This is a genomic window from Acidovorax sp. GW821-FHT11A03, assembly GCF_058809075.1.
Genome location: NZ_JBXASG010000001.1, coordinates 526316 through 546911, shown reverse-complemented (window position 1 = coordinate 546911; position 20596 = coordinate 526316). Strand labels below are relative to the sequence as shown.

The 20596-nt window shown below is 63.3% G+C and carries 15 protein-coding genes; 4 read left to right on the top strand and 11 right to left on the bottom strand.

Features of this window, described 5'->3' with window-relative positions:
* Positions 1-92: 92 nt before the first annotated feature.
* The 4 genes from AC1RVY_RS02485 to AC1RVY_RS02470 are packed head-to-tail and all read right to left on the bottom strand — an operon-like array spanning position 93 to position 4493.
* Positions 93-533, bottom strand: a complete 441-nt coding sequence (locus AC1RVY_RS02485; RefSeq protein WP_492805139.1) for a response regulator — start codon at positions 531-533, stop codon at positions 93-95.
* Positions 520-2046, bottom strand: coding sequence for a sensor histidine kinase, YfiR-like protein-associated (locus AC1RVY_RS02480; protein WP_492245965.1), 1527 nt, complete (start codon positions 2044-2046; stop codon positions 520-522). Before AC1RVY_RS02480 ends, AC1RVY_RS02485 begins: the two co-directional genes overlap by 14 nt.
* On the bottom strand, positions 2047-2622 hold the full coding sequence (locus AC1RVY_RS02475; RefSeq protein ID WP_492805138.1) for a TOL_0243 family YfiR-like periplasmic protein: 576 nt from the start codon (positions 2620-2622) through the stop codon (positions 2047-2049).
* A complete protein-coding gene (locus AC1RVY_RS02470; RefSeq protein ID WP_492805136.1) occupies positions 2619-4493 on the bottom strand; it encodes a TOL_0244 family TonB-dependent receptor in 1875 nt (624 codons plus the stop codon). Before AC1RVY_RS02470 ends, AC1RVY_RS02475 begins: the two co-directional genes overlap by 4 nt.
* 247 nt (positions 4494-4740) lie before the next feature.
* On the opposite strand from AC1RVY_RS02470, the gene AC1RVY_RS02465 reads away from it, so the two are divergent.
* Complete coding sequence (locus AC1RVY_RS02465; RefSeq protein WP_492805134.1) at positions 4741-7761, top strand: EAL domain-containing protein; 3021 nt, start codon at positions 4741-4743, stop codon at positions 7759-7761.
* A gap of 55 nt (positions 7762-7816) precedes the next feature.
* Here the strand turns inward: AC1RVY_RS02465 and AC1RVY_RS02460 are convergent, their stop codons facing one another.
* The 7 genes from AC1RVY_RS02460 to AC1RVY_RS02430 all read right to left on the bottom strand — a co-directional run bounded on the left by AC1RVY_RS02460 (position 7817) and on the right by AC1RVY_RS02430 (position 15496).
* Positions 7817-8350 (bottom strand): response regulator, encoded by a 534-nt coding sequence (locus AC1RVY_RS02460; RefSeq protein ID WP_218295004.1) that lies wholly within the window; start codon positions 8348-8350, stop codon positions 7817-7819.
* Between the two features lie 16 nt (positions 8351-8366).
* Positions 8367-9704, bottom strand: coding sequence for a response regulator c-di-GMP phosphodiesterase, NosR family (nosR, locus tag AC1RVY_RS02455; RefSeq protein ID WP_492805132.1), 1338 nt, complete (start codon positions 9702-9704; stop codon positions 8367-8369).
* 3 nt (positions 9705-9707) lie between these two features.
* Positions 9708-10661, bottom strand: coding sequence for an ATP-binding protein (locus AC1RVY_RS02450; protein WP_218338570.1), 954 nt, complete (start codon positions 10659-10661; stop codon positions 9708-9710).
* 14 nt (positions 10662-10675) lie between these two features.
* Positions 10676-11518 carry an HDOD domain-containing protein gene (locus tag AC1RVY_RS02445; RefSeq protein WP_218338569.1) on the bottom strand — a complete coding sequence of 281 codons (843 nt, stop codon included), beginning with the start codon at positions 11516-11518 and terminating at the stop codon, positions 10676-10678.
* The gene (locus tag AC1RVY_RS02440; protein WP_218338568.1) at positions 11515-11844 is read right to left on the bottom strand and encodes a hypothetical protein; all 330 of its coding nucleotides are present in this window, start codon (positions 11842-11844) and stop codon (positions 11515-11517) included. Before AC1RVY_RS02440 ends, AC1RVY_RS02445 begins: the two co-directional genes overlap by 4 nt.
* 15 nt (positions 11845-11859) lie before the next feature.
* Positions 11860-14826: an EAL domain-containing protein gene (locus tag AC1RVY_RS02435; RefSeq protein WP_492805130.1), complete on the bottom strand. Its 2967-nt coding sequence runs from the start codon at positions 14824-14826 to the stop codon at positions 11860-11862.
* A gap of 325 nt (positions 14827-15151) precedes the next feature.
* On the bottom strand, positions 15152-15496 hold the full coding sequence (locus tag AC1RVY_RS02430) for an ArsR/SmtB family transcription factor (RefSeq protein WP_218295000.1): 345 nt from the start codon (positions 15494-15496) through the stop codon (positions 15152-15154).
* A 276-nt stretch (positions 15497-15772) separates the two neighbouring features.
* On the opposite strand from AC1RVY_RS02430, the gene AC1RVY_RS02425 reads away from it, so the two are divergent.
* Genes AC1RVY_RS02425 through AC1RVY_RS02415 form a run of 3 tightly spaced genes read left to right on the top strand, consistent with a single transcriptional unit; the run spans position 15773 to position 20589 of the window.
* A complete protein-coding gene (locus tag AC1RVY_RS02425) occupies positions 15773-16303 on the top strand; it encodes a putative pterin-binding protein (protein WP_492805128.1) in 531 nt (176 codons plus the stop codon).
* A gap of 31 nt (positions 16304-16334) precedes the next feature.
* The gene (locus AC1RVY_RS02420; RefSeq protein ID WP_492805126.1) at positions 16335-19409 is read left to right on the top strand and encodes a hybrid sensor histidine kinase/response regulator; all 3075 of its coding nucleotides are present in this window, start codon (positions 16335-16337) and stop codon (positions 19407-19409) included.
* Entirely contained in the window at positions 19402-20589 is a 1188-nt protein-coding gene (locus tag AC1RVY_RS02415; RefSeq protein WP_218294998.1) for a response regulator, read from the top strand. Before AC1RVY_RS02420 ends, AC1RVY_RS02415 begins: the two co-directional genes overlap by 8 nt.
* Positions 20590-20596: the final 7 nt, after the last annotated feature.

The window sequence follows — 20596 nt, the reverse complement described above, 5'->3', positions numbered from 1 at the left end:
GTCGGACAGCTTTCGAGCATCCCTTCGCGGCACGCTCTGCGCAACCCCGCGCTCTCCTTGGATGAAAGATCCCGGATGACCGCCCGGGCCAGCTACGGCGTGCGGTTGACGGTCAGCCAATACGCCCCGGCCTGACAGACCACATCCGCCATCTCGTCAAAGTCCATGGGCTTGACCACATAGCTGTTGACCCCCAGGTCATAGGACAGTGTCAGGTCCCGCTCTTCCTGGGACGACGTCAGTATCACCACGGGAATGCGGCGCGTGCGCTGGTCCTCCTTGATGGCGCGCAGCACCTCCATGCCATCCACCCGCGGCATCTTCAGATCCAGCAGCACCAGCTTCGGGCTGGTTTCATCGTGCTGTTGCGAATACTCGCCAAGCCGAAACAGGTAGTTGATGGCCTGTTCGCCATCCTTGACCCACAGCATCTTGTTGGCAAATCCCCGCTTCTTCAGGGCTCGGATCGCCAGCTCCGCGTCGTTGGGACTGTCCTCCACCAGGAGGATGTCGATTTCTTCAAACAGCTCCATCGCGGCTCTCCCGTGGGACAGTGAAATAAAACGTCGCGCCTTCGCCCAGGTTGCCATCGGCCCAGACGCGGCCCCCGTGGCGGTGGACTATCCGCTGGACCAAGGCGAGACCTACGCCCGTTCCCGGAAATTCGCTGGTGTCGTGCAGGCGCTGAAAAACACCGAACAACTTGGCCTTGTACTTTGGATTGAATCCGGCACCATTGTCACGCACAAAGAAAATGTGTTCCTGATCGTCCGTGATGGCACCGATTTCAATGCGTGGATTTTCCTGTTTCGAGCTGAATTTGAGGGCGTTCGACAACAGATTGGTCCACACCTGTCCGAGGAGCACGCGGTCTCCCGTCGCCACGGGCATGGCGCCGATGTGAAGCTGGACGCGGCTGAAATCCTCGCGCTCCTTGAGCGCATTCCAGGTGGCCAGCACCAGCACCCCCATCTCCACGTCACTCACCTTGAGCGCACGCCGCCCCAGCCGAGAAAAGGCGAGCAGGTCGTCGATGAGCACGCCCATGCGCCGCCCCTCGTTCTGGATGATCTGGATTTTCCGCCGGGCCTCGTCGTCCAGGTTCGCGCCGTGGTCTTCCATCAGCGCCTCGGAGAAGCCAACGATCCACCGCAGGGGCGCGCGCAGGTCATGCGACACCGAGTAGCTGAAGCTCTCCAGTTCCTGGTTGGCGGTTTCCAGCTGCAAGGTGCGCTGGGACACCCGCTGTTCCAGCTCCGCGTTGAGCTGGCGCACGTCCTGGTCGGCGCGCCGGCGCTCCTGCGCTTCGCGCTCCAGGGCCCTGTTGGCCGTTTCCAGGTCTTCGGCGCGCCGGCCGATCTCCGACAGCATGTCGTTGAACGCATCCGCCAGATAGCCCAACTCGTCCTTCGTCGTCTTCTGCACGCGCAGTGAAAAGTCCTTGCGCTCCGTCACCTGGCGCGCCACGTTCGTGACGGCCAGGATGGGCTTGGTCAGGGCCGACTGAAGCCATGCCGACATGCCTGCCGCCACCAGCAGGCTCAGCCCCATGACGCTCGCGAGGATGCCCAGGTAGCCCCGAAACCGCTGCGCCAGTTCGTAGTCCGCGCTCATGTAGACCGTTCCGACGATCTCCTTGTTTTCGAGAATCCGCTTGAAAACGACCAGTTCGCCGTCTTGCAGTCGCACGCCGTCGGCTTCGGGCAATGCAGGGACCTTGTGCTCGGCATGGGCACCCGCACCGCGGTACTGGGCCACCATCTTTCCGCGGGCGTTGTAGATGGCGGCTGCCCGGATCTGGCGCCGGGTTTCCAGCAGGGACAGGTTTTCCTCCGCGGATTTGTGGTCGTCAAACGCCAGGGCGGGGCCTGTCGCGCGCCCCAGGATTTCGGCCTGCGTCAGCAGGTCACTGGTCACGTTCTGCTTGTAGGCCTGGAGTTCATACAGGGCGAGCGCGGTTCCCGCCACCGACAGCGACACGAAGGTTGCCGCGAGCATCGCCAACGCGAACTTGTGGCGCAGCGAGCGTGCTATGGCGTTGAGCATCTAGCGCCCTTCGGCGTGGACTCTCTGGGCCACCGCGAGCAAGCGGGAGCTGAGGCGCAGCCCGCTTTTTTCCACGGGCGCCAGCGCAACCTCGAAACGCACATGGCGATCCACCAGCAGAAAATTGATCATGCCGCCCAGCGCAAGGCCTGCGGGCTCCTCGGTGACTACCAGGATGGGCTGCGCCTGCAATGTGCCCCGCACGGGTTTCAGGCGGGCGGCGTCCCCCTTGCCCACAAACAGGATCGCCACGTCCTCCAGCGGGTCTCCGGCCTTGAGCCGGTTCACCACGATGCTGCGCGAATGGATCTTGCGCCCCTGGACGATCTGCACCAGTTCATCTGCAATGGGATCGGCCCCCAGCACGCCGATCGTGAATGGCGTCTCCACGCTGCCCAGAAAGCCTTCGGGCCAATCCACATACCCGGCAAACTTGTACAGGAACGCGGCCTTGATCTGCGACTCGTCGTTCGGCCAGTCCGGCTGGGCGGCGCAGGGCCCGCAGGCCAGGCCGACCAGGAGCACCCACAGCGCCACCCCTCGCCCCAGCCGCCACGGCGATCTCCAGGTGTTCACAGAGACCACCTGACTCGCAACGCCACGTTGCGCGGAATTTCCCTGCGGTTCAGTGCCGCATTGAATTCCGGGTGGGATCCGTCGAACAGGTTCTGGCCCACGATCGACAGTTCAACGCCAGGCCGCACCGTCCAGCCAAAACGCAGATCGACGGCCGTGTACGCAGGCACGGCGGGGTCCGGCAAGGCCCCTACCCTGCGCACGATGACATCGAGCTCCTGGCGGTGGGGCAGGTTGAGCCCGGCACGCAGCATCCACTGGTGGCGGGGATCATTGCCCAGCGCGCGGGGCCCCTCGGGGTCCGAGCTGCCCGGCCGGACCCGAAGGTTCTTGCGCAGCAAGGACAGCCCGCCCGCAAGGCGCAGATGGCGTGCCGCATGCCATTCACCCCAGGCTTCCAGGCCCCAGGTCTTTCCCTCGATCATGTTCTGCACCTGTGCCCCGGGAGGACGCTGACCGCTGCGCAATTTGTCCCAATGGTGCTGAAAGGCGGTGACGGAGTAGGAGAGCGAGGCCGAGGGCTGGGAGCGGTAGCCCAGCTCCAGCACCTTGGCGATTTCCGACTGGAAATCCGGGCCTCCGGCGATCAGAAATGGGGGGTTCGGGGGCAGGCGTATGTCGCGGTCCAGGCGTGCCGGGGCCCGTACCGCCCGCGACACGGCGCCCCACCAGAGCTGCTGCGGGCTCGGTTTCCATTCGAAGCGGGCACTCGGAAGCGACTCCATCCCCGTGAAGTCATTCTTCTCCAGTTTGGTGCCAAGCGTCAGGTTGAGGCGGTCGGTCAGCTTGAATTCATCCTGCACAAACACATTGGCCCAGCGCAGCGAAGCTGCTGCTGGCGTAAATCCAAATATCACGCCAGGGCGGATGTCGTCCCGGGCCTGCCTGTATCCCCCGCCCCACAGCAGCCGGTGGGCTCCCAGGGGCACGCCATGCTGGAACTCCACATCCAGAACCCGTTGCCGCGGCTGGTAGAGGAAGGCATCCTTGCGGTCCGTATAGTCGTAGTAGGCCTGCAGGCGAACGTCCTGCCCTGCCGGAAGTTTTCGCGTCAAGCGCCCAAGAACGTTGCCCCCCGACGCCTCGACCCGCCCCAGGTCAAAGCGGCCAAACAGGCCACGGCTGTCGGTGGCCCCAGCGTATACGTCGCCCTGAAAGGTCAGTTCGCTGCCATTGTCCACCCAGTCCGCGCGCCATCCCATTTGCCCGCGCGAACGTCCATCCGTTGCCGCGGCACTTCCGGTCTGTACCACGGGCCGGGTCGCGTCGCCCTTGGCGTAGACACGGAACGTCCCCCCTCCTCCCAGCACGCCGCCATATCGGAACGATGCGTCCCAGCCCTGATTGCCGGCACCCACGGCGACAAGCCCACCCTGGGTGCTGGCGGAGGATTTCGTGATCACGTTGATCACGCCATTGACGGCGTTGGCGCCCCACAAGGTACCTCCCGGTCCACTGATGACCTCTATCCGGTCAACATCTTCCAGCATGACGTCCTGTTGGTCCCAGAACACCCCGGAGAAAAACGGCGTGTAGACCGTGCGGCCGTCGATCAACACCAGCAGCTTGTTGCCAATGGCATTGTTGAAACCGCGCGCGCTGATCGCGTACTGGCTCGCGTCCAGGCGGGCCACCTGGAGATTGGGCGCCAGCCGCAATGCCTCGGGCAGCGTGGAGGCGCCGGAGCGGCGGATGCTGTCGGAGGTGATCACAAAGATGGCGGCGGAAGCATCCCCGAGGAACTCGGGGTGCCGGGCCGCGGAGGTGATCTGGATGCTTGCCAGTTCTTCCAGTGAGAGTTCGGCAAGCGCGGAGGCTTTGTTATCCTGGGCCTGGATCGGCGACAGGGACAGGGCCAGCAATCCTGCCAAGCATGCTCTGGGTTGAATCACCGCCTGCCTCCCCGGGTTTGTGGATGCCAAGCCGTCAGCGCCGACTTGGAAACAATGGTAGGTTGAAAACCGGGTATTGCCTACCGTTCAACGGCGGCCGCGCACGCGAACCGCGCAAATTAAGAATCTCTTGATACCTGGGGTGCAGCCCCCTAGACTCGTCTCCACACGGCAGTGTTCCACAGGGGTGTCCCTGTGGCAGGAGGAATATTTGCAAGTGGTCCCCTTGAATATCCTGATGGTCGAGGATGAGCCCAACGACGCGGAACTCGTAGCGCACGCGTTGCGGCGCGCGGCGTTCAACTTCACGAGCCGCCGCGCGGACACCGAGGAGCGGCTGCGCCATGAGCTGCGGGTGGATGTGCCGGACATCATCCTGTCCGACTTCAGCATGCCGCGCTTCAGTGGCCTCGATGCCCTGTCGGTGGCCAGGGAGGTGTGTCCGGACGTCCCGTTCATCTTCGTGTCGGGAACCATCGGGGAAGAGAACGCCATCAATGCCCTCAAGAGCGGGGCGACGGACTACATCCTCAAGCATGACCTGGGGCGGCTGGCCCCCGCGGTCCGCCGCGCCCTCAATGACGCCCTGTCCGCACGCGAGCAAAAGCGCACGCAGGAGGCGCTAAGGCACAGCGAATTGCGGTTTCGGCTGGCTGCCTCCACCGGCGATGTGTGGGACTGGAATGTCGACACGGGCATCGCGCAAATCTCCGCGCAATGGAAATTTCGCCTGGGCTACCAGGACCATGAAATAGAAAATACCGCGGCGGCGTGGCTGGGCCTGCTGGAGCCGTCCGACCGCCAGATGGTGCTGGACGCTTTCGCTGCCCACATCAGGCAGCAGGTTCCCTACGACGTCGAATACCGGGCACTCGCCAAGGATGGCTCCTACCGCTGGTCGCATGCCAAAGGGCAAGCTGTCTGGGATGAAAGCGGCAAGGCAACCTATATGGCGGGCTCCGTGGTGGACATCACCGAGCGCAAGAATGCGGAACTCAAGGTCAAGCGTCTCAACAGGATCTATGCGGTATTGAGCAGCATCAACTCGCTGATCGTGCGGACGCAGGATCGCAAAGAGCTGTTTCACGAGGCCTGCCAGATCGCCGTCAATGCAGGGGGCTTTCGCCTGGCCTGGATCGGCATCGCTGACATGGAAGAGCAGCATGTGGCGGCGGCAGCCTGGGCAGGGGCCGGAGAAGATTACATCGAGCACATTCCCATGGGGCTGAATGTTCTCGAACGTGAGAACCACGGCCTGGTGGGCGAATGCGTCGGGAGCTCGGAAACCATCCTGGTTCAGGACGTCAGAACCGACCCGAGAATTGTCCTGAGGGATGAGGCAATCAACAGGGGATTTCAGAGCTTTGGCCTGTTCCCGCTGTCGGTCAACAAGAAAGTCATCGGACTGATGGCACTGTATTCGTCCGAGAGAGATTTCTTTGATGATGCCGAAATCCAGCTTCTGCAAGAACTGGCCTCTGACATTGCCTTCTCGCTGGACCATCTTGAAAAATCCGAGCGGCTCAATTACCTGGCCTACTACGATGCACTGACGGGGCTTCCCAATAGAAGCCTGTTGCAGGACCGCCTGGACCAGCTGATTCAAGGCGCCGCCAGCACTGCGGAGGACGCGGCGTCTGTGGCCTTGGTCTGGATGAACATCGACCGGTTCAAGAATATCAACGATACCCTGGGCAGGCATGCGGGAGACGCGGTGATCCAGGCGGTGGCCAGGCGGCTGGTGGAAGCCCTGGGCTCCAACGACAAGATTGCCAGAATGGGTGCCGATCATTTCGGCATCATTGCGACCTATCGCAGTGTTCCCGCGGAAATAGCGCATCTTTTGTCGGAAAAGATATTCCCTTTGATGGACCGTCCATTCGTTGTGGAGGGGAAAGAGCTGTACCTGACTTTTCGCACAGGCATATCCCTCTATCCGGACGATGGGCGGGAGGCGGACATGCTGTTTGCGCATGCGGAAGCCGCATCGCGCGAGGCCGGTGCGGCCAAGGGACGGTATCAGTTCTATACCGCCTCGATGAATACCCGTGTGCACAGCCAGCTGAGCATAGAAAGCAAGCTGCACAGGGCCTTGGAGAACGACGAGTTCGTTCTGCACTACCAGCCCAAGGTCGCGCTCCTTGACGGAAAAATCACCGGCATGGAGGCACTCATTCGCTGGAATGACCCCGAGTCAGGATTGGTTCCACCTTCGGTTTTCATTCCCATCCTCGAAGAAACGGGAATGATCATCGATGTGGGCCAATGGGTTCTGGAAAGAGCCATTCGCGACCATGACAAGTGGCGCAGCCAAGGATTGACACCTCCAAGGATCGCCGTGAATGTTTCAGCCGTCCAGATGCGGCGGTCCGATTTCTCGAAGATCCTCGGCCTTTGCCTTAAAGGCAGCAAGGGCGGTGAAGTCCCCATCGATATCGAGATCACGGAAAGCCTCTTCATGGAGGATATTGACGTGAACATCCAGCGCCTCCACGACATCCGTGAAATGGGTGTCCGCCTGGCGATCGATGATTTTGGGACGGGCTATTCTTCGCTGGCCTATCTGAAGCGGTTTCCCATCGATTATTTGAAAATCGACCAGAGTTTCGTCAAAGAGGTCATCTACGACCCCGATGCCGCTGCGATCTGCACTGCGATCATCGACCTGGCCCACAATCTCAAGCTCAAGGTCATTGCCGAAGGCGTGGAAACAGAGGCGCAAATGAGCTATCTGCATCGCAAGAAGTGCGATGAAATCCAGGGGTACTATTTCAGCAGGCCGGTACCTGCCGAGGATTTTGGAGGCCTGCTGGCCGATGGCGTCACCCTCAGGATTCCCGAAAAATCCGCAGAACCCCCCAAGAGAATTCTGATCGTGGACGATGAACCAGGAATACTGGCTTCGATGCGGCGTCTGTTGCGGCGTGATGGATATGAAATATTGACCGCCAACAGTGCAAAAGATGGTTTCGACATCCTGGCGCAACAAGAAGTGCAGGTCATTCTTTCGGACCAGCGCATGCCCGAGATGTCTGGAACGGAATTTCTCTCCCGGGCGCGGGAACTCTACCCCGAAACCATCCGGATTGTTCTTTCCGGGTATACCGATCTGGAATCTATTTCGGACGCGATCAACCGAGGCGCCATCTATAAATTTCTGACGAAGCCCTGGGACGACGATCTGCTGCGGGAAAATATCCGCGAAGCATTCAGGCACCATGACGCTGCCCAGCGCAAAAGCGCTTGAATGGCGCAAACCGCCCCGGGGGTTTTGAAGGCCCGGGGCTGTGGGACCGCGGTCCTTAGCTGTCCGGCCCCAGGACCTCTCCATTCGGCCCCCATGTCACATGGGTCAGTCCCGGCTCCAGAGCCTCCAATCGGCGGCGTTCCAGTTCCGTGGCGCTGAGTTGGCCAAACTCGTGACGCCCGACATCGGCCAGATCGTTCTCGTGGCGAAGCTGATCGGCCCGCTCCAGGGCCGAGCGCACATGCCCGAGAAGGTCTTTCTCATCCCAAGGTTTCAGCAGGTAGCGGAAGACTTCCGCATCATTGACCGCCCGCATCAGGTTTTCCGAATCTGACGATGCGCTCAGCACCATCCGCACCGCCCTGGGCTGAATGGTCCGCACGAGGCTCAGAAACTCCACGCCGGTCATCAGGGGCATCCGGTAGTCCGAAATCACCACATCGAAAACGGCCTCTCTCAGCTTGGCCAATGCCACTTCCGGTTCCACCGTTTCTTCAATGCGCAGATCAGCCCCGAGTCCCGCTCGCAGGCTCCGCTTTATCGCCGCCAGGACATGGGGCTCGTCATCCAGTAGGAGAATTCTCTGCATGCCTGAGTCCTTCGTATTACGGTTTGATCGGCAGGATCATTTCAGTACCGTCCCGTCCCTCGCGCAACCTCAGCCGCTTGATCAGCTCGGCCGTCAGCACGTGGTCCGCCGCGAGCAGCACGGCGCCTTCGGTGGACAGGAGGTCCCGCGCCAAGATCATTCCCGGCCGCAGCTGTACGGTGCGCAGCATGCGCGGGGGTGTTTCCGCGCCGGGTGCAGCCTTCAGCAGCATTTGCAGGAAGACATCGACGACTTCGGGGTGGAACTGGGTCCCCCTGCCCCGCGCGATCATCGACCTGGCATCCGCGGCATTCAAGGGCGTGGAGCTGAGGTGGCCGATTTGCAGGTCGTCATACGTGTCCGCCACGGCGAGAATGCACGCGCCCATGGGAATCATCTCCCCCACCAGGCCATCCGGATAGCCCAGGCCGTCGTGCCGCTCATGGTGGCTTCGGATGATGTTGGCCACCGCCTGCATGTCGTCAAGCGCCATGAGCGCCTGCTCCCCGAGCACGGCGTGACGGCGGTACTGGACGGTTTCTTCCTCGGATAGCTTGGGAACAGGCCGGGCCAGCAGGGTATCGGGCAAGGCGATCTGGCCGATGTCGTGCATCAAGCCGGCGATGAACGCGTCCTGCTGGTCCGCCTCGCTCATGTTCATGGCGCGCGCGGTGCGGCGGGCCAGGTCCGCCACGCGCCGTGAATGGCCGGAGAGCTGCCCTCCCCTCCACTCCATCAGATTGGAGAACACCTTGATGGAAGTGAGGTAGTTTTTCTTGATCTTCTGGCTCAGCTGGAGCAACTCACTGGTGCGCGCAGCAACCTTTTCCTCCAGGGTCTCATTGAGCTCCATCAATGCCTGGTTCTTGGACCTGAGAAGGGCCTCCAGGCGGTCCTTTTCATGCTCCAGGGCATGGCGCTCGAACACCTGGTGGGCCGTCGCAAGCACTTCCCCGTCATCCCAGGGCTTGGTGATGTACCGATAGACTTCACCGCTGTTGATGGCCGCGATGGTGGATCCGATGTCCGCGTAGCCCGTCAACAGGATTCGCGTCGTTCGGGGCCAGCGCTGGCGCACCTGCTCCAGCAACTGGGCGCCGCTCATTCCTGGCATCCGCATGTCGGAGAAGATCAGGTCCACGGGTTCCTGCTCCATCTGGGCAATCGCCTCGGCACCGCTGGTGGCGGTCGTTACCTGGTATCCACTGCCCCGGAACAGGCGCTTGAGCGAAGCCACGATGTTGGGCTCGTCGTCCACGCACAGAATTCGCCAGACGCGTGCATCCTCCTGCGATTGGCCGACCTCCGGAGACAAGGTCGGAAGAGCGGCCGTGACGTCGATATCGGAGTTCACCCCTTACGCCTCCGCTGCGTGGCGTATCGGCAGTGTGACGCGAAAGCGCGTCCCGACACCCGGTTCGCTGAAGACATCGATGCTTCCCAGGTGCTTCTTGACGATTCCGTACGAAAGCGAAAGGCCCAGCCCGGTGCCCTTGCCGACCGCCTTGGTGGTGAAGAACGGATCGAAGATGCGCCCCAGATTCTCCTTGGCGATGCCCTCGCCCGTGTCCTGGATCTCCACCCACACCCGTGAGTCGTCGGCGCCGGTGAGGATGGTGATGGTGCCCCTGTCCGCCTGGATGGCATGGGCGGCATTGACCAGGAGGTTCATGAAGACCTGGTTGAGTTCGGAGGGGAGGCACTCGATGTCGGGAAGCTCCCCATATGCCTTGACAACGTCCGCCTTGTATTTGATTTCGTTGTTGACGATGTTCAGGGTGGAATCGATGCCGTGGTGCAGATCGGCCAGCACCCACTTCTGGGAGGTGTCCACCCTCGAGAAGTCCTTGAGGTTCTGAACGATGTTGCGCACGCGGGTAATGCCGTCTTTCGATTCCGCCATCAAGGAGGGAATGTCTTCCTTCAGGAAATCCAGCTCTATTTTTTCGCGCAATGCCTTAAGGCGCACCGCCACCGGGGTATCACCGAGCGCAGACTCCGCCTCTTCATAGGCCGCGAGCATCTGGAACAGGTCGCTCAAATAGCGCTCCAGGGTGCCGAAATTGGAGAATATGAATCCAATGGGATTGTTGATTTCGTGGGCGACACCCGCGGCCAGCTGCCCGATGGATGCCATCCTTTCCGACTGCATCAGCTTGTCCTGCGCATCCGAGAGCTTTGCATTGAGCTGCGTCAGCTCTTCGTTGGATCGCAGCAGCTCCTTGACCCTGTCTTCCGTGGTGTCAGGGGACGACACGGCCGACGGCGTGTCCACGGTGCTTTCGCGAAGTAGTGGGTCGTGAGAATTCATGTAGGGCACCTCTTTCAGGCCAGGAGTGCGTGGCAGACAACCTCATGCTGCTCTGCCACCGCATCGAAAACTGCCATGTAGTCACCGTCGTCCAGTGCCAGTCTGCCCCAGGCATCCAAGGCCAGCAAGGGCACCATATCGTTTTCCTTGTGAGAAAGATCCAGGCCGTGCGCAATGTTGTCGGCGACATGCACGAGGTCCGTCAGGCACAGGCGGCTGGCAGGCGGCGGGCGGTGGTGGCATGAAATGGCCGCAACAATCTCCGGCGCAAAATGCCAATGCTCCGCGATCACCCCGCCGACCTCGGCATGGTCAACACCAAAATAGTGGCGCTCCGCGGCATGCATCAGGCAATCGTGTTCCAGCTGGTAAGCAATGGCCTGGGCATACTCGTCCTCGTAGGAGCTCACGAGCACCAGCCGCCCGATGTCATGCACCAGCCCCAGGGTGAACGCCGCATCCTCGTCCAATCGCGTGCGCTGCGCCAAGGCTCTGGCGGTGAGTGCCGTGCCGATCGCATGGCGCCAGAACGCATCAAAGTCGAACCCTTGGCAGCGGGAGTTCGCAAAACCGCCCACCAATCCCGCGGCCGTGGCCACGCTGCGCAGGGTGCGAAGCCCGAGAATCGCGGTGGCCTCTGCGATGGAGGTGACCTGGCGAGGAAGGCCATAGAAGGAAGAGTTCGCCAGCCGAAGCGTCTTGGCGGCGATGGCCTGGTCGTGCGATATCTTCACGGCCAGCTGTTCGGCGGAAACATGGCTGTCCCCAAAAGACTGGATCAGTTCCAGCACCACCGCGGGAAGCGCCGGTAGCTCATGGACACTGCGCAATATGGCATCTGCAGTGAGCTGCTTCATGGTGTCTCCGCGGAGCGATATCGCAGGATCAGATGAAACAGCGGATTGAGCTGGCCGGCCCTCATGGCAGGCCGGAACAGATGCAGCAGGCGTTTTTCCGTATGTGCCTGCTGTGTGGCTGGATCCAGCTTGTCGACAATGCCCGAAACACCTTCCGGCGGATTGACGAAGACGGTGTCGATTCCCCGCTGCTGCAGGCTGTTCAGGATCCCGCGCGTGATGGGCGTCCCCGCCGGGAGCAGAAGCTGTCCGTGCGCGTCCAGCACCGGCTGGGCCAGGAGCATCCCCTCCGGGGTCCATTCAATCGAGGTGGAAAGAGCTTGCATGGGAGTCCGTAGGTGTCAGGCCGCGCTGCTGGGAACCAGGACCAGCAGCCGCCCCCGTGAATGATTTTCCCCTCCCACCGATCTGCACACCACGCGAAACGCCCCGCCGGCAACCTGGACATCGTGGTAGCTCTGGTCCGCGAAATGCCATACCTTGCGAAGATCCTCCGGCAGGACCTGCTCCGCGTCCTGCCCGAGCAAAGCCGCCGTGGTGCCAAACAGCGCTTCGGCATCCGCGTTCACAAACGCCACCATGCCTTCCAGGTCGATCCCGATGACGGCGGCCGGAATATTGTCCAGCACCTCCCGCGCAACGCTCAGGCTACTCTCTTCACGGTGGATCTGCTCCCGCTGGTTCGCCAGCAGCTGTTGCAGGCGGTCATTGACCGCGCTGAGCTCCTCGTTGGCACTGAGCACCGCATTGGCCAGGCGCCGATTCTCATCCGCCATCTCCTTCTGGGAGAACGCTTCCGCGACGTGGCTGCGAAGCCTCTCGTCATCCCAGGGCTTGGTGAGGAACTTGTAGATGGCCCCTTCATTGATGGCATCCGTGATGGATTGCAGTTCGGTATAGCCGGACAGAACCATGCGGATGGTGTCGGGATACAGCTCCTTGGCCCGGCGCAGAAACTCCACCCCCGTCATGCCGGGCATGCGCTGATCCGAAACGATCACGTCCACCGAATTCTCGGCCATCCGCTGCAAGCCCTGCGCGCCGCTGTTGGCGGTCACGATGTGATAGCCATCGCGGCGCAACAACCTGCGCAGCGCCGAAACGATGCTGTCCTCGTCATCGACCAGCAGCAGCGTGCGCCGGTGGGTGCGGCGCAGCAGCAGGTGCTCCGGCAGCGCCTGGCCTTTGCTCAGCAACGCGCTCATGTCGTCGGCGCAGACGGGTCCGCTGAAGTAGAAACCCTGCATCTGGTCGCAGCGGTTGGCGATGAGCAGCGCCAGCTGGCCTTCGGTTTCCACGCCTTCCGCCAACACCTTCATCTGCAGACTGTGCGCCATGTTGATGATGGCGCGCGTGATGGACACGTCCTGCGATGCCGCCGTGACGTCGTGGACGAACGAACGGTCCACCTTCACGACATCGATGGGCAGTGTGCGCAGGTAGCTCAGGCTGGAATAGCCCGTCCCGAAATCATCGAGCGAGATCTCGATGCCCAGCGCCTTCAGGTCGCCCAGAATCCGCGCGATGCGCGTGCTCTCGCCCATCAGGGCGCCTTCGGTGATCTCCAGTCCCAGCAGCCGGGGATCAAGGCCGGTTTCAATGAGCACCTTTTGTATCCGCTGGACCAGATCAGGCTGCTGGAGCTGGCGGGCCGAGAGGTTGACGGCAATCCGGAAGCTGGCGTGCCCGGCACGCTGCCACTCCAGCGCCTGGCGGCAGGCAACGCGAAGCACCCATTCGCCGATGGGCACGATAAGGCCGGTTTCCTCGGCGACGCGTATATAGCTGGACCTGGGTATCAGGGTGCCGTCCGGGGAGTTCCACTCCAGGAAGGCCTCGGCGCCAATGACGGTTCCACTGACCAGTTCCAGCTTGGGCTGATAGTGCAGATCAAGCTCATTGCGCTCCAGGGCCCGGCGCAGCCCGGACTCCATGGCGAGCCTGGAGATGGCCTTGGAGTGCATGCCGGAGCTGAACACGCAGATCTGGTTCTTGCCCAGTTCATGGGCACGGTACATGGCCGCCTGAGCCTGCTGAAGCAGCTTTTCCGGGTCCTCGCCGTGCGCCGGGTACAGGGATATTCCGATGTCGCACGTCACCTTGATTTCGTTGTCGCCAATCGCGACGGGCAGCGACAGCGCATCCACCAGCGAGGCCGCGACGGTGCGCGCCAACTGCTCGTCCACATTGCCCTCGCGCGCCAGCACCAGCGAAAACTCGCCACTGCCAAAGTGCGCCAGCAGGTCATCCTCGAACGCCTGGGGCTGCAGCCGCGTTCCCACCTCCATGAGCAGCTGGTCCCCTGCCGCGTAGCCCAGCGATTCACTCACGAGCTTGAGCCGGTCGATCTCCACGCTCAGGACGGCAATCTGCCGCCCTTCCCGCGCCGCCTCGCGCATCCTCGTATCAAGATACTCCGTCAACGCGCTGCGGTTGGGCAATCCGGTCACTTCGTCCGTGTTCGCAAGCTTGTCCAGCCGCTGCTCCGCCGCGCGCTGCAGCGTGATGTCCTGCAGGAGCGTGACCGTCCTGACCACCCGGCCCTCGTCGTCGGCGTCGGCCAGCACGCGGTGCAGCACCGTGCGCAAACTGCCGTCCGAATGAACGATGCGGTGCTGGAACTCGCAGACATCGTCAGGTGACACGCCTTCGCTGATCGCCTGCACATACGGCCGTTCCACAGCGGGAACCCGGGCCAGCAGCCAGTCCTTTCCGGCCGGAGCGTCCGTCTGGGGGATTCCGAAGATGGCGTGCATGCCGGACGACAGGGTGACGGTGCCTGACACCAGATCCATCTCGGCGGAGCCGATGCGGGCGAGTTCCTCGGCATTGCTGAACAACTGAGCGCGTTGCTGCGCGTAGCGGGTCGCCGTTCGAATGGCGCTGACATCGTGCAGCGTGACCAGATCCGCCGCTTCCTCCCCCAGAAAGATCCGCACGCCCCATACCTGGGCATTGAACTTCTCGCCATTCTTTCTCAGGCATTCGATCTCATAGGCATTGCCGGGGACTCCGGCGACCCGCGCATTGGCCTGCTCGCGCACCATGTCCCGGTGCTCTGGCGCGCACAGCAGCATGGGATCCATGCTTTCCAGCATTTCCTCCTTGGTGTAGCCGAAAAGCTCCACGAGCTTGGGGTTCACGAAGAGGAATCTGCCCTTGCGAATCACAAATACGGCCGCTTGCACCTGCTCCACCAGCCGCTGGTAGTCGGCATCGGACAGATGAACCTCCGTGTCGAAGGGGGTGCCTTCGACTGTATGGGTACTCATTGCAGAAAGCCTTTGCCGCCGGGGAAAGGGACGCAACCGAGTTCGTTCAACGGCGTCGGGTATTTGCGACTCAAAGGGGGACCCTCGACTCTGAAATTGGCCATGCGTTGCGAAGAATGAAGCAAGGCCGGCCGTGAGCCGGATGCTTCCTCATTGATCAGTGCCAAGGGCCGCAATAGCCCGCTGCGGCGCACAAGGCTTGCTGGCAACTTTACCCATCTCGTTGCCGCTTGTCACGATATTGCGATCAATGCACCACGAGGGTATTCCCAGCAACGCGAAGGCGCTTTGCGCGGAGAATATGCGCCGGTGCCGCGGCCCCTTGCACACCATTTTTTGCGCCGGACGCGGTAGGCGCCCGTCAACCCGGCGGGATGGAGGGAGCCCCTGGCGGGGCGGCGCAGAATTGCTCGAACAGCACGTCCAAGACCGCCAGGGCCTGCGGACTGGCGATCTCATAGTAGATGTGTTTCCCTTCCCGGCGCGTGTTCACCAGGCGTTCTTCGCGCAGTACGCCCAGTTGCTGGGACAGGGTCGGCTGGGAAACGCCCACCAGTGCTTCCAGCTCCCCCACCCTTTTCTCGCCTTGCGTGAGCTGGCACAGGAGGAGAAGGCGGTCGGGGTTGGACAGCACTTTCATCAGGCGGCAGGCAGCGTCGGAGGCGCGGCGAAGTCGGTCGAGGTCGCTCGCGGTGTCGATGGGCATGGTCATCGCTGTGGTTTCGATTCAGGTGTCATGGGTTGCGAGGGAACAAGTCTGCGCCAGCGCGGGACATCATCGCCGGCCCGGGTTTCAGCAGCGCCTTCGGATTTTGATGCTTCAGAGCGCGCCTTCAGCCCGGGGGCCTCGCGGGCGGCGGGTGCAGCGCGTGCCGCGGCCGCCCAAAAACGATACCTCACACTGAAACAACAGGCACCGGCCACAAATCAGTTTACATTTTGAGCGACAGTCTGTAAGACTGTTGCAAAAAAGGGGGTCGACATGCTCTCCAGGTTTTCGGCGGCACGTTGCGTTGCCTGCTGGGTGAAAGTGGCGGTTCTGGTCGGATTCGCGCTGGCAGGGCCCGCAACCCATGCGCTGGACAAGCCCACGGGTCCCGTGGTCCTCACCATCGAGGGGGCGATCAGCCAGGCGAACAACGGTTCGCAGGCCCAGTTCGACATGGCGATGCTGGAAAAGCTGCCCCAGCACAGCTTCTCCACCCAGACGCCGTGGTATCCCAGCGCGGTCTCCTTCACCGGCCCGCTCCTGCGGGATGTCCTGGCGGCGGTCGGGGCGAAGGGGACGAGCATCACGGCCGTGGCGCTGAACGACTACAAGACGGAGATTCCCGTGGATGACGCCACGCGCCACGACGTGATCATCGCCCGCCTCATGAACAACCGCCCCATGCGCGTGCGCGAGAAAGGCCCGCTTTTCATCATCTACCCGTTCGATACCAAGGCGGAATTGCGCAGCGAGCTGTACTACAACCGCGCGGCCTGGCAGCTGAACGTGCTGCGCATCCGCTAGCGCCTGGGCCCTTGATCCCCAGCACCACGCCATGCTGCGCAGCAAACACCTTCTGCGGCTGATCATTGCGGGCCTGGTGGTGGCGTATGTGGCGATCGCCGGCGTGCAGTACCACCAGTACCGCAGCGTGGAAGCGGTCATGCGCCGGGGTGACGTCAACGCGCTGTGGTCGTTCCTGCAGCTCAGTGTCGAATACGAGAAGCTCGACCACGCGCTGCACCAGTTCGAGATCGATCCCGCCAGCATGCCCCCCGACCGCCTGGAGCTGCGCTACGACCTGTTCCTGAGCCGTTTCAGCGCACTGGAGAGCGGTACCGCCCGCACCCTGATGCAGGGAGAGCCCATCTACGGCAACGCCCTCGACGCATTGCAGAACTTTGTCGCTGCGGGAGACAGCCATTTTGGACAGAGCGTCGACGCGGCCTCCCGCCACGCGAACATGAAGCTCTTGCGGGTGGAGCTGAACAGGCTTCGCGACATCATCCAGGAACTGTCGCTGCAGGCATCGCGCATCTCGGCCCTGCTGGGCGACCGGCGCAATGCGGAAGTGAAGCGCCAGACACTGCTGACCACCGGGTTGACGGCATTCCAGGCCATCCTGACCTTCCTGCTCGCGTTCGCGATGGCCCGGCAGTTTCTCAAGCGCGAAAAGGCCAGATCCCTCGCCCTGGCAGCACAGGCCGAACTGGTGGACGCCCTCAGGCGCAACGAGGAGGCGCTGGAAGCCCGCGTGGCCCAGCGCACGGAGCAACTGCAGCAGGTCAACGCGGCATTGCGGGAACACGAAGATGAACTGGTGGTGGCCCAGGCCAAGGCCGAGGATGCATCGCGCATGAAATCCGACTTCCTGGCCAACATGAGCCATGAGATCCGCACGCCCATGAACGCCGTGATCGGCATGAGCCATCTGGCCCTGGGAACGGAGCTGACCGCACGCCAGCGCGACTACATCGAGAAGATCCAGCGGTCGGGCCAGCACCTGCTGGGCCTGATCAACGACATCCTGGATTTCAGCAAGATCGAGGCGGGCAAGCTCGAGGTCGAGGTGGTGGATTTCGACCTGCATGGCGTGCTCGACAACGTAGCCAACCTGCTGAGCGACAAATGCGCCGCCAAGGGCCTGGAGCTGATGTTCGACGTGGACTCGCACCTGCCCGCCGACCTGCGGGGAGATCCGCTGCGGCTGGGGCAGATCCTCGTCAACTACGCCAACAATGCGGTCAAGTTCACGGACGAGGGCGAGATCATCGTGCGGGTCCGCGAGGCGGCGCGGGATGCCCAGGGCGTGCTGCTGCGCTTCGAGGTGCAGGACACCGGCATTGGCCTCACCGAGGAACAGCAATCAAGGCTGTTTCGCTCTTTCGAGCAGGCCGACACTTCCACCACGCGAAAGTACGGCGGTACCGGGCTGGGGCTGGCCATCTCCAAGAAGCTGGCCGGCCTGATGGGCGGGGACGTGGGCGTGCAAAGCCTGCCCGGCCGGGGGAGCACGTTCTGGTTCACGGCGCGGCTCGGCCTGGGAGACTCCACCCAGCGCCCGCTGCTGCCGGAGCCCGACCTGCGCGGGCGCCGGGTGCTGGTGGTGGACGACAGCGAACAGGCGCGGCAGATCCTCGCGGAGCTGCTGTCCAGCATGAGTTTTTCGGTGACACTCGCCAGCTCAGGGGCCCAGGCCGTGGAACTGGCACGCGCCGCCGGCGAGGCCGGGCGGCCCTGTGAAATCGCCTTTCTGGACTGGAAAATGCCCGGCATGGACGGGTTCGAAACCGCCCGCCAGCTCGCACGGCTGCCCCACCCTCCCCGCCCCGTCATCGTCACCGCGCATGGCCGCGACGATGTGCTGGACGAACTCACCCGCACGGGCGTCGGGCTGATGCTGACCAAGCCGGTGAACCCATCACAGCTGTTCGATGCCGCCATGCGGGCATTGGGCGGAACACAACGGGTGGACGAAGCGCGGCGCATGCTGCCCCCGGCGCGGGGCGCAGGCCTGGACTCGATCCGGGGTGCGCGCGTGCTGCTGGTGGATGACAACGACCTGAACCAGCAGGTGGGCCGTGAACTGCTGGCCAGTGCCGGGCTGGTGGTGGATGCGGCCGCCAACGGCCAGGAAGCGCTCGACATGCTGGCCCGCGGCGCCTACGACATCGTGCTCATGGACATGCAGATGCCGGTGATGGACGGCCTCACGGCCACCCGCCGGCTGCGTGAGAACCCAGCCTGGGCGCGCCTGCCCGTGCTGGCGATGACGGCCAACGCAATGAGTGGCGACCGCGAACAGTGCCTGGACGCCGGCATGAACGGCCACATCGCCAAGCCCATCGACCCGGAGGCCCTGTTTGCCGCGCTGCGGCAGTGGATTGCACTGCCCCACACGGGGGGCACCGGCGATGCAGCGCTTGCAGCGCGGCCCACGGCGGATGCGCCCGCCGCGGCAATGGCGCCGGCAGCCGACCCCCTGGCACACATCGAAGGCCTCCATACGGCTGCCGGGCTGCGGCGGGTGCTGGGCAAACGCGCCGCCTACGAAAGCCTGCTGCGCAAGTTCGTGGTTGGCCAGGCCAACGCCGTGCAGGAGACGCGCGCCCATCTGGCGGAAGGCCAGCCGCAGGCGGCTCGGCGCGCCATGCACACGCTGAAAGGCTCGGCAGGCACCATTGGCGCGGTGGGCCTGGCCGAACTGGCGCATGCCGCGGAACAGGCCATCGCGCAGAACGCGCAGGCCGGCCCCCTGGAGGCCCTGCTGCAGCCGGTGGAAGCCGCCTGCCAGACGCTGGTGACGGCCCTGCAGGAAGCCCTGCCCCCCGAGCCCGACGCCGCCACCAGCGCGGCCGCCGCGCCCCCTGGGTCACCGCACGCGCCCATGGATGCGGCGCACGCCCGCGACCTCCTGGCACGCCTGGACGCCTTGCTGGCGGACAGCGACTCGGAAGCCGTGGAGCTGTTCAGGGACTCCGGCCCCAGCCTGCAGGCCCGGCTGGGGCCCGCCACCTATGCCGACATGAAGCGGCTGCTGGACAACTATCTCTTCGCCGACGCACTCGCGGTGCTGCGCCAGGCGTGGATTCCCGACGCACGACACACGGAGGACCCAGTTCATGAATAGTCCATTGGAATCAAGCGGCGGCAAATGCACGGTGCTGGTTGTGGATGACACGCCCGGCAATCTCTCCTTGATGAGCGACCTCCTGCGGCCGGACTACAAGGTCAAGCTGGCCCCCAGCGGCGAGCGCGCGCTGCAGATCGTGGCGGCCGAAAAACCCGACCTGATCCTGCTGGACATCATGATGCCGGACATGGACGGCTACGAGGTGCTGCGGCGCCTGCAGTTCAACCCCGACACCGAGGCCATCCCGGTGATTTTCCTCACGGCCATGAGCGCCACCGACGACGAGACGGTGGGACTGGAGCTGGGCGCCGTGGACTACATCACCAAGCCCGTCAACCCCGCCATCACCATGGCCCGGGTGCGCAACCATCTGCAGCTCAAGCGCGCGCGGGACCTGCTGGCCCACCACAACCACTTTCTGGAGCAGGAGGTGGCCAACCGCACGCGTGCCCTGGCCGAACTGCAGGACGCCACCATCCGTGCCATGGCATCGCTGGCGGAAACGCGCGACAACGAGACAGGCAACCACATCCGGCGCACGCAACACTATGTGGAAGCGCTGGCCCGCAAGCTGCAAAACCACCCGCGCTTTCGCGATGAGCTCACGGAGGATGCCATCGAGGTGATCTTCAAGTCCGCCCCCCTGCACGACATCGGCAAGGTGGGCATACCCGACCGCATCCTGCTCAAGCCGGGCAAGCTCACGCCCGAAGAATTCGAGATCATGAAGACCCACACCACGCTGGGGCGCGACGCCATCGTGGCGGCCGAAAGCGAAACCACGCAGGACAACCCCTTCTTCCGCTACGCCAAGGAGATCGCCTACAGCCACCAGGAAAAGTGGGACGGCTCAGGCTATCCCGAGGGGCTGGTGGGCAACACCATTCCCCTGTCGGCACGGCTGATGGCGGTGGCCGACGTGTATGACGCGCTCATCTCCGAGCGGGTCTACAAGCCCGCCTACTCCCACGAGCACGCGGTCGAGATCATCCGCGACGGCCGGGGCAGCCACTTCGATCCCGACATGGTGGACGCCTTCCTGTCGCTCTCCGAGGAGTTCCGGCGCATTGCCCAGCGTTTCGCCGACGGAGAGCACGCGCTGCAGGCCCAGATCGACCGCATGGCCAGCGACCTGACCGAGGAAGACCGCCTGGTGCCAGGCGGCCAGGGCGCCTAGCCGCAGA

Excerpts from the sequence above, each read along its gene's own strand:
- AC1RVY_RS02485 (WP_492805139.1), bottom strand. The coding sequence starts at position 533 with ATGGAGCTGTTTGAAGAAATCGACATCCTCCTGGTGGAGGACAGTCCC.
- AC1RVY_RS02480 (WP_492245965.1), bottom strand. The coding sequence starts at position 2,046 with ATGCTCAACGCCATAGCACGCTCGCTGCGCCACAAGTTCGCGTTGGCG.
- AC1RVY_RS02460 (WP_218295004.1), bottom strand. The coding sequence starts at position 8,350 with ATGCAGAGAATTCTCCTACTGGATGACGAGCCCCATGTCCTGGCGGCG.
- AC1RVY_RS02450 (WP_218338570.1), bottom strand. The coding sequence starts at position 10,661 with ATGAATTCTCACGACCCACTACTTCGCGAAAGCACCGTGGACACGCCG.
- AC1RVY_RS02445 (WP_218338569.1), bottom strand. The coding sequence starts at position 11,518 with ATGAAGCAGCTCACTGCAGATGCCATATTGCGCAGTGTCCATGAGCTA.
- AC1RVY_RS02440 (WP_218338568.1), bottom strand. The coding sequence starts at position 11,844 with ATGCAAGCTCTTTCCACCTCGATTGAATGGACCCCGGAGGGGATGCTC.
- AC1RVY_RS02430 (WP_218295000.1), bottom strand. The coding sequence starts at position 15,496 with ATGCCCATCGACACCGCGAGCGACCTCGACCGACTTCGCCGCGCCTCC.
- AC1RVY_RS02425 (WP_492805128.1), top strand. The coding sequence starts at position 15,773 with ATGCTCTCCAGGTTTTCGGCGGCACGTTGCGTTGCCTGCTGGGTGAAA.
- AC1RVY_RS02420 (WP_492805126.1), top strand. The coding sequence starts at position 16,335 with ATGCTGCGCAGCAAACACCTTCTGCGGCTGATCATTGCGGGCCTGGTG.
- AC1RVY_RS02415 (WP_218294998.1), top strand. The coding sequence starts at position 19,402 with ATGAATAGTCCATTGGAATCAAGCGGCGGCAAATGCACGGTGCTGGTT.